Annotated in this window: 7 protein-coding genes; 3 read left to right on the top strand and 4 right to left on the bottom strand. The window is 74.4% G+C overall.

The window, feature by feature from the left end:
• Positions 1 to 186: 186 nt before the first annotated feature.
• On the bottom strand, positions 187 to 1,575 hold the full coding sequence (locus EAO70_RS12810) for an NAD(P)/FAD-dependent oxidoreductase (protein ID WP_148003132.1): 1,389 nt from the start codon (positions 1,573 to 1,575) through the stop codon (positions 187 to 189).
• A 165-nt stretch (positions 1,576 to 1,740) separates the two neighbouring features.
• On the opposite strand from EAO70_RS12810, the gene EAO70_RS12805 reads away from it, so the two are divergent.
• From EAO70_RS12805 to EAO70_RS12795, 3 genes are all read left to right on the top strand, one after another.
• Positions 1,741 to 2,466, top strand: a complete 726-nt coding sequence (locus EAO70_RS12805) for a DsbA family protein (protein WP_148003131.1) — start codon at positions 1,741 to 1,743, stop codon at positions 2,464 to 2,466.
• A gap of 9 nt (positions 2,467 to 2,475) precedes the next feature.
• Positions 2,476 to 3,363 carry an aminoglycoside phosphotransferase family protein gene (locus EAO70_RS12800; protein WP_148003130.1) on the top strand — a complete coding sequence of 296 codons (888 nt, stop codon included), beginning with the start codon at positions 2,476 to 2,478 and terminating at the stop codon, positions 3,361 to 3,363.
• Between the two features lie 94 nt (positions 3,364 to 3,457).
• Positions 3,458 to 3,937 carry a GNAT family N-acetyltransferase gene (locus EAO70_RS12795; protein ID WP_148003129.1) on the top strand — a complete coding sequence of 160 codons (480 nt, stop codon included), beginning with the start codon at positions 3,458 to 3,460 and terminating at the stop codon, positions 3,935 to 3,937.
• 285 nt (positions 3,938 to 4,222) lie between these two features.
• Here EAO70_RS12795 and EAO70_RS12785 read toward each other — a convergent pair whose 3' ends face one another.
• From EAO70_RS12785 to EAO70_RS12775, 3 genes are all read right to left on the bottom strand, one after another.
• Positions 4,223 to 4,723 (bottom strand): hypothetical protein, encoded by a 501-nt coding sequence (locus EAO70_RS12785; RefSeq protein ID WP_148003128.1) that lies wholly within the window; start codon positions 4,721 to 4,723, stop codon positions 4,223 to 4,225.
• Between the two features lie 213 nt (positions 4,724 to 4,936).
• Positions 4,937 to 6,142, bottom strand: coding sequence for an FAD-dependent monooxygenase (locus tag EAO70_RS12780; protein WP_148003127.1), 1,206 nt, complete (start codon positions 6,140 to 6,142; stop codon positions 4,937 to 4,939).
• 204 nt (positions 6,143 to 6,346) lie between these two features.
• On the bottom strand, positions 6,347 to 6,814 hold a 468-nt coding region (locus tag EAO70_RS12775; protein WP_148003454.1), incomplete at its 5' end, for a LuxR C-terminal-related transcriptional regulator.

Here is a 6,814-nt window from a genome sequence, read left to right as displayed (position 1 = left end):
CCCCTGTCCTCCTCCTCCCCCCGCCTCGGCCCTCTCAGCGGCCGCTCAAACGGTTCGCCAAGATCGCCACCCGGTCCGTCGCCGCCGTGTGGCCCGTCGCCTCGCGGCGGTCCGCGCCCCGGAACGCCGCGTACATCGTCTGGACTCCCAGCCCCCTGTCCTCCTCCTCCCCCCGCCTCGGCCCTCTCAGCGGCCGCTCAAACGGTTCGCCAAGATCGCCACCCGGTCCGTCGCCGCCGTGTGGCCCGTCGCCTCGCGGCGGTCCGCGCCCCGGAACGCCGCGTACATCGTCTGGACTCCCAGCCAGCGCAGCGGCTCCGGCTCCCACTTGCGGACCTTGTGGTTCACCCACGGCAGGGCCGTGAGTTCGGTCGTGCCCGACTGGCCCGAGTCCTGCTGGACGAGGTCGCGCAGGGTCCGGGCGGCGAGGTTCGCGGTGGCGACGCCCGAGCCGACGTAGCCGCCGGCCCAGCCGAGGCCCGTCGAGCGGTCGAGGGTCACCGTGGCGCACCAGTCGCGGGGGACGCCGAGGACGCCGGACCAGGCGTGGTCCACCCGTACCCCCGCCAGCTGTGGGAAGAAGCGGACCAGGATCTCGCGCAGGGCCTCGATGGTCTGCGGCTGGGTGCGGCCGTCGTTGTCGGTCTTCGAGCCGAAGCGGTACGGGACTCCCCGGCCGCCCAGGGCGATGCGGCCGTCGGCGGTGCGCTGGGCGTACATGTAGGCGTGCGCCATGTCGCCGAGCGTCTCGCGGCCCGCCCAGCCGATCGACTCCCACTGGGCGTCGGTGAGCGGCTCGGTCGCGATCATCGAGGAGTTCATCGGGAGCCAGGTGCGGCGCTGGCCGGCGAGGGAGGCGGTGAAGCCCTCGGTACAGCGCAGGACGTACGGGGCGCGGACCGTGCCGTACGGGGTGACGGCGTGCTTCGGCCTGATCTCGGTGACCGGGGTCGACTCGTGGATCGTGACGCCGAGGGCCTCGACGGAAGCGGCGAGGCCCTTGACCAGTTTCACCGGGTGGAGGCGGGCGCCGTGCGGGGTCCAGGAGGAGCCGACGGCGCCGGTGACGCGGACGCGTGCGGAGGTCTCGCGGGCCCCGTACAGCTCGCGGTCGGTCTCGCCGTACGCGATCTCGGCGGCGTGGAACTCCTTGAGGCGGGCGAGCTGGGCGGGGGAGAGCGCCACTTCGAGGACGCCGCCCCGGTGCACGTCGGCGTCGATCTTCTCCTGCTCGCAGACGTCGACGACCTCGGTGACGGTGGCGTTCATGGCCTGCTGGAGGCGGACGGCGGCCTCGTGGCCGTGGAGCGCGGCGTAGCGGTCGCGGCCCGCGATGCCGTTGTAGAGCCAGCCGCCGTTGCGGCCGGAGGCGCCGTAGCCGCAGAACTTCGCCTCCAGGACGGTGATGTTGAGGAAGGGGACGGCCTTCTTGAGGTAGTAGGCGGTCCACAGTCCCGTGTAGCCGCCGCCGACGATGCAGACGTCGGCGCTGGTGTCGCCGGGGAGCGGTTCGCGGGGGGCGGGGGCGCCGTCCTGCGCGTACCAGAACGAGATGCCGCCGTTGACCGTACTCATGTGTATCCCTCTTCCGGGGTGCGTGGGCGGGAGGTTACCCGGGGCCTTGGTCCCGTGGATACGGGTCCTTCGCCGGCGGTACGGGGAGGGGGCCCGGCCTAGCGTCGGGGGAGGCCGGCGCAGCCCCGGCCGCCACGGATTCCGTCGTTCCGGAAGGACCTCCCCATGCCCGTACGCAGGACCCGGCGGCTGGTCGCCGCGGCCGTCTCGGCCGGTCTCATCGGCCTTGCGGCGGTGGGGTGTTCGCAGAACCGGGCGGCGACGGCCGCCGTGGTGGCGGCGGCTCCGGCGGACCGCGCGGAGGTGCTCGCGCAGCTGCCCGCGGCCGTCCGGGGTACGAAGATCGTCGTCGGTGACGAGCGGGCACCCCACACGGTGACGGTGCACGTCGACCCGCGCTGCGGCTACTGCGCGAAGTTCGAGGGGAGCGGCGGGACGGTCCTCGCGGACGAGGCCGCGGCGGGCACCGTACGGGTCGAGTACGTCGTCGCCTCCTTCCTCGACGAGCGGACCGGCGGTACGGCCTCGGCACGGGCCGCGAACGCGCTGCGGGCGTCGGTGGACGCGGGTCCGGGGCGGTTCGCCCTGTTCCAGGCGGCGCTCTTCGCCTCCCGGCCGGACACCGGGGCGGACGGTCACGGGGACGGGTTCTCCGCCGAGCAGCTGCTGCGGATCGCGGACGGGGTGGCGGGGCTGCGGAGCGCCGCCTTCGACCGGGCCGTCCGGGAGGACACGCACCGGCGGTGGGTGGCGGACGCCGAGCGGGCCTTCGAGGAGTCCGGGGTCGGCGGCACGCCGACCGTGCTGGTGGACGGCGCGGCGCTGCCCGGCGGCGACGCCCTCTACGACCCGGTCCGATTCTCGGAGGCGCTGCGCGACGCCGGTGTCTAGGGTCGTGGGGTGATCCAGGTACCGGAGCAACTCGTCGCGTCCCAGGTGAAGTACAACGGAGAGGCCGGGCGGGCGTTCGTCGCCGGACTGCCCCGGCTGGCCGGGGAGTTCCTCGACCGGTGGGGGCTCACGGTCACCGGGCCCTCGATGTACGGCATGGCGTCGCTGGTCCTGCCCGTGGAGCGGGCCGCGGACGGTACGCCGGCCGCGCTGAAGATGCAGATCCTCGACGAGGAGACCGAGGGGGAGCCGGTCGGGCTGCGCGTGTGGGACGGCGGCGGAGTCGTCCGGCTCCTCGACCACGACGCCGCCACCGGGACGATGCTCCTCGAACGGCTCGACGAGGCCCGGCCGCTGAGCTCCGTCGCCGACACGCGGGAGGCCATGGGCGTCGTCGCCGGGCTGCTCGAACGGCTGGTGGCGCTGCCCGCGCCGGAGGGGATGCGGGGTCTCGGCGACATCGCGGCCGGGATGCTCGCGGACGTCCCGGACGCGGCCGGGCGCCTCGGCGCGGAGGACGCGGCGGTGCTGCGGGACTGCGCCGCGGCGGTCCGGGAGGTCGCGGGCGAGCCCGGCGACCGGCTGCTCCACTGGGACCTGCACCTCGACAACGTCCTCGCGGCGGAGCGCGAACCGTGGCTGGCGATCGACCCCAAGCCGCTCGCGGGCGATCCGGGCTTCGACCTGCTGCCGGCCCTGATGGACCGCTTCGACCCGGCCGACGTCCTGTGGCGCTTCGACCTCCTCGCCGAGGTCGTCGGCGACCGGGGGCGGGCGGTGGCGTGGACGCTGGGGCGGGTGCTGCAGAACGGGCTGTGGGACGTGGAGGACGGGGAGCCGGGACTCGACCAGGAGCAGGTGGAGGTGGCGCGGATCCTGCGGGGGGCGCGGGGGTGAGGCGCCCGCGGGTTCCGTAGTCGGGCCGGCTCCTATGAGGCACGACCGCGGACCCCCCTGGCCCGGACCCGCCCCGGCGGGGCACGCTGGTCCCATGATCCGTACAGCCACGCCCGCCGACGTTCCCGTCGTCCACGCCCTCGTCCGTGACCTCGCCGCGTACGAGAAGGCCCTCGACGAGGTCCGCACCACCCCCGAGCAGCTCCGGGAGGCCCTCTTCGGCGACCGCCCCGCCGCCTTCGCGCACATCGCCGAGAACGAGGACGGCGAGGTGGTGGGCTTCGCGCTCTGGTTCCTCAACTTCTCGACCTGGCGCGGTGTCCACGGCATCTACCTGGAGGACCTGTACGTCCGCCCGGAGGCCCGCGGCGGCGGCCACGGCAAGGCGCTGCTCACCGAACTGGCCCGGATCTGCGTCGCGCGCGGCTACGAGCGCCTGGAGTGGTCCGTCCTGAACTGGAACAAGCCGTCCATCGACTTCTACGAGTCCCTGGGCGCCCGCCCGCAGGACGAGTGGACGGTCTACCGGCTGACGGACGGGGCGCTGGCCGAGCTCGGTGCCGCGGGGGTGTAGGAAGGATCCATGGATACGGACATCACGCAGCGCTTCGAGCGGATCACGGCGTTCATCGAGGCGCGGTTGACCCCGCTCTTCGACCCGGCGAACGGGAGCGACCACGGGTTCGGCATGGACGACACGTCGCGCGCCCTGCGGGCCGCGCGGTACACGGTGCAGGCCGCCTCCGCGGTCAACGGCCTCGTGGAGAAGCGGGAGTCGGCGCCGGAGCTGCGCCAGGTCGTGGACCAGGCGCAGCTCCGGCGCCGACTCCCGCTGTGTGTCCCGGGGGCCGTCCCGGGGTCAGGGCAGGCGGGGGAAGCGGGCCTGGAGGGACCAGACGGCCGGGTTGTCGGCGAGGCCGTCGTGCATGTCCGTGAGGTCGGCGATCAGGTCGTGCAGGAAGTCGCGGGCCTCGCGACGCAGCGCCGCGTGGTCGAAGGTGACCGGCGGTTCGTCGCCCGGCATCCAGTCGGCCTCGACGTCGACCCAGCCGAAGCGCCGCTCGAAGAGCATGCGGTCGGAGGACTCGGTGAAGTCCAGCTCGGCGTACTGCGGCGTGGCGGAGCGGCTGCCGCGCGGGTCCTGGTCGAGCTGCTCGACGATGTCGCACAGGGCCCACGCGAAGTCGAGCACCGGGACCCATCCCCAGGCTGTGGACACCTCGCGGTCCGCCCGGGTGTCGGCGAGGTAGACGTCCCCGCAGAACAGGTCGTGGCGCAGGGCGTGGACGTCCGCGCGGCGGTAGTCGGTCTGCGGCGGGTCGGGGAAGCGACGCGAGAGGGAGTAGCCGATGTCGAGCACGGGTCCGATGGTGTCACGGCACCGGACCCGGCCGTACGCGAGGACCGTCCGCGAGGACCCGCCGCGGCCTCCGGCCGGAGCGGCGCGGCGGGCTGAGCGGGGCCCGGGCTCGGTCGGCCCCGGGCTCGGTCGGCCCCGGGCTCGGTCGGCCCCGGGGCGCGCGCCGGGCTCGGCGGCGCGCGGCCTCAGTCGGCCCCGGGCCCGTGCCCGGGCTCAGCGCCGTCCGTGGACCGCTCTGGCCACCCGGGGGCCCAGCCAGCGCTTGAGGCGGCGGAGCGGCTCCAGTTGTTCGGCGGCGCGATCGATCCGGTAGTAGAGCTGCGGCGGGATGTGGGGGAGCAGCGGCGAGTGGCGCTGGCCGAGCAGGGCGAACATCCGGGCCGGCTCCAGGCGCATGTAGCGGGGCAGGTTCTCGTACCACTGGGCGCTGTACCGGGCGGCGCTCTGGGCCGAGACGAGTTCGGCGCGGCGCCGCTTCCCGTACGTGGTGAGCGCGGTGTCGAGGTCCCCGCCGGAGCGCAGGGCGTCGGCGAGGGCGAGCGCGTCCTCCAGGGCCAGTGTGGTGCCCGCGCCGATCGAGTAGTGCGTGGTGTGGGCCGCGTCGCCGAGGAGGACGAGGTTGCCGCGGTGCCAGACCCGGTTGGTGAGGGTGCGGAAGGTCAGCCACTGGGCGGCGTCGTCGGCCCGGTCGCGGCCGATCAGCTCGTGCCCGTCGAGGAGGTCGTGGAACAGCTTCTCCAGCAGCCGGAGGCTGTCCGCCTCGCCGAGCCCGTCGAGACCGAGGCCGGTCCAGGTCTCGGGGGAGCACTCGACGACACAGGTCGAGCGCTCGCCGCTGAAGCCGTAGGCGTAGCACCAGATCCAGCCGTGCGCGGTCTCCTTGAAGGCGAAGCTGAACGAGTCGAAGACCTTGGTGGTGCCGAGCCAGATGTACGGGTTGCGGCCGCTCGCGACCGCGCTGCCGAAGTGCCCGGGGTGGGCCTCGCGGAGGGCGCTGTTCACTCCGTCGGCGGCGACGACCAGGTCCGCGTCGGCCAGCTCGGGCGCGTCCGGGCCCGCGATGCCGTGCTCGAACTCCACGCGGACGCCTAGTTCCGCGGCCCGGTCGGCGAGCAGCGCCAGCATGCGCCGTCGTCCGATGCCGAAGCCCGCGTCGCCCCGGTGGACGGTCCGCTCGTCACGGACGATGGCGACCCCGTCGGTCCAGGTCACCGACGCCTCGGCGACGGCGGCCGCGGACTCGGGGTCGCCCGCGCGCAGCTTGTCGAGGAGCCCGGCCCAGTAGGTGACGCCCCAGCCGTACGTGGAACCCGCCGGGTTCCGCTCGTACACGGTGATCTCGTGGGCGGGGTCCTGCCGCTTCAGCAGGATGGAGAGGTAGAGGCCGGCGGGTCCGCCACCGACGATCGCGAGCTTCACGTGCGCTCCCACTGGACGGGCGGCCGGGGCCTGGAAGGTGACACCTTGCTGTCGGACGGAGACGCACAGTAGCAGTGCGGGGGCCCCGGATGCCCGCGGAACGCGTGGGGACGCGGACCGCCCTGGGCGTACGGCCCGGGAGGGGTACGGCCAGGGCGGGGTACGGCCCAAGGGGGGTGCGGCCCGGGGCCACGGCCGCGGGGCCTACGGGAGCAGGCGGCGTTCCTTCGCGACGGCGACCGCGCCCGCGCGGGTGTCGACGCCGAGCTTCGCGTAGATCCGGGCGAGGTGGGTCTTCACCGTCGCCTCGCTGATGAACAGGGCCCGGGCGATSTCCCGGTTGCCGAGGCCGCGGCCCAGCTGGCCCAGGATGTCCCGCTCCCGGTCGGTGAGGCTCGGGCCGGCCGCGCCCCGCATCCGGTCCATGACCCGGCTGGCGACCGGCGGGGAGAGCGCGGTGCGGCCCTGCGCGGCCGAGTGGATCGCGGCGAACAGCTCCTCGGGCCGCTCGGCCTTCAGGAGGTAGCCGGTGGCGCCCGCCTCGATGGCCCGGGTGATGTCGGCGTCCGTGTCGTACGTGGTGAGGACGAGGACGTGGACGCCGGTGGGCGAGATCCGCCGGGTCGCCTCCACGCCGTCGATGCCCGCGCCCAGCTGGAGGTCCATCAGGAC

It is taken from the genome of Streptomyces sp. adm13(2018) (assembly GCF_008042145.1).
GTDB lineage: Bacteria > Actinomycetota > Actinomycetes > Streptomycetales > Streptomycetaceae > Streptomyces.
This window is presented reverse-complemented; position numbering and strand designations above follow the sequence as displayed.

What these genes read in the sequence shown, in the direction of transcription:
- EAO70_RS12795 (WP_148003129.1), top strand. Translation starts at nt 3,458, where the DNA reads ATGATCCGTACAGCCACGCCCGCCGACGTTCCCGTCGTCCACGCCCTC.
- EAO70_RS12810 (WP_148003132.1), bottom strand. Translation starts at nt 1,575, where the DNA reads ATGAGTACGGTCAACGGCGGCATCTCGTTCTGGTACGCGCAGGACGGC.
- EAO70_RS12805 (WP_148003131.1), top strand. Translation starts at nt 1,741, where the DNA reads ATGCCCGTACGCAGGACCCGGCGGCTGGTCGCCGCGGCCGTCTCGGCC.